We start from the raw sequence: 1,575 nt of genomic DNA, 5'->3' as shown, positions 1-1,575 counted from the left end.
GGTATTGCAATACGCGACGCAGGTGAGGAATCAGTACCGGGTCAAGGCCGGGATTGACCTGTAACCCGGTACCAGCAACAGCGCAAACCCAATGTGGGAGCGGGCTTGCTCGCGAAGGCGGTGGATCAGTCAAGAATGTTCCGACTGACCCACCGCCTTCGCGAGCAAGCCCGCTCCCACATGGGTTTTGCGGTGTTAGCTGTGTTAGTTACAGGTCCTTCAGAATATCCGCCATGTCGTCGGCGTGTTCTTCTTCCTGGGCCAGGATGTCTTCGAAGATCCGGCGAGTGGTCGGGTCTTTGTCACCGATGTACTGGATGATTTCGCGATAGCTGTCTACCGCGATGCGCTCGGCCACCAGGTCTTCGTAGACCATCTCCTTCAGCGTATTGCCGGCCACGTACTGCGCGTGGGAATTCTTCGACAGCAGGTCGGGGTTGAACTCCGGCTCGCCACCCAACTGCACGATACGCTCGGCCAACTTGTCGGCGTGTTCGGCTTCCTGGGTGGCGTGCTCGAGGAACTCCTCGGCGGCGACATGCGCCTTGACGCCATTGGCCATGAAGTAGTGGCGCTTGTAGCGCAGCACGCACACCAGCTCGGTGGCCAGCGATTCGTTGAGCAGACGCAGGATTTCCTGGCGGTCGGCGTCATAACCTTCGGTCACGGCACCGTTTTCGACGTTCTTGCGGGCGCGGTCACGTAAAGTGGCTACGTCAGACAAATGTGAGTCAGTCATCTCATTCTCCTGGTACTAATCCGGTTTTGCGCCACGCTCTGCCGGCGTGATCGCTCCAAGTTGTGAGTCCCAGGCAACGCAAAAAGTTTTATCGGATTTTACAGAGCGTGCCCCGACAGCCGCGCTTCCTCCTGCAACCACTCAAAAAACGCCCGGACCGGCGGGTGCCGTTCCCGTCCCGGTACGCACAGGGCGCTGTAGCCGGCGCCGTTGACGCGGACCTGTGGCCTGTAAAGCACCAGCAACCCGCTGGCGACGCTTTCCGAGACCAGGATATTGCTCGCCAGCACCAGGCCCTGGCCGGCGATGGCCGCTTGCAGGGCGTAGTGTTCTTCGTCGTATTCGCGCAGCGGCGAAGCGGATTGCAACCAGTCTTCCCCGGCCTTTTCGCACCAGGCCTGCCAGCCCAGGGCGTACAGCCTGGAGTTGTGCCAGCGCACGCTGATCAGGGTCGGGGTGCGCTCGCGCGCCAGGGCGACTTGTTCGGGGGAGCCATACACGGCGAAACATTCGTCGAACAGGCACAAACCGTACAGGTTCGTGTAGTCGTCGATGCTGTAGCGGATCACCAGGTCGACGCTGGCATCCTGCTGTAAATCGACGACGGCGCAGTTGGTGTCCAGGCGCAGGCTGATATCCGGATGGGCGGCATAGAAGCGCCCGAGTCGCGGCACCAGCCACAGAGCGGCAAACGCCGGCGTAGTGGAGAGCGTGAGATTGCCGGCGCTGCGCTGCGGGCGCAGGGTGTCGACGCTTTGCGCGACGTCCAGCAAGGCGCCGTGCAGGCTGTGGAACAGGCGCTCGCCGCGTTCCGTCAGGCGCACCTGGCGCGGCAG

At 62.0% G+C, this 1,575-nt stretch carries 2 protein-coding genes; both read right to left on the bottom strand.

The window, feature by feature from the left end; translation table 11 throughout:
* Positions 1-208: 208 nt before the first annotated feature.
* Positions 209-739 carry a bacterioferritin gene (locus HX846_RS29955; RefSeq protein WP_003217418.1) on the bottom strand — a complete coding sequence of 177 codons (531 nt, stop codon included), beginning with the start codon at positions 737-739 and terminating at the stop codon, positions 209-211.
* A 98-nt stretch (positions 740-837) separates the two neighbouring features.
* On the bottom strand, positions 838-1,575 hold a 738-nt coding region (locus HX846_RS29950), incomplete at its 5' end, for a LysR substrate-binding domain-containing protein (RefSeq protein WP_178966764.1).

The organism is Pseudomonas sp. K5002, assembly GCF_013386655.1.
Lineage (GTDB): Bacteria > Pseudomonadota > Gammaproteobacteria > Pseudomonadales > Pseudomonadaceae > Aquipseudomonas.
Note: the sequence above shows the minus strand (reverse complement) of the source record. Positions and strands in the feature narration are given on the sequence as shown.

Excerpts from the sequence above, each read along its gene's own strand:
- HX846_RS29955 (WP_003217418.1), bottom strand. The coding sequence starts at position 739 with ATGACTGACTCACATTTGTCTGACGTAGCCACTTTACGTGACCGCGCC.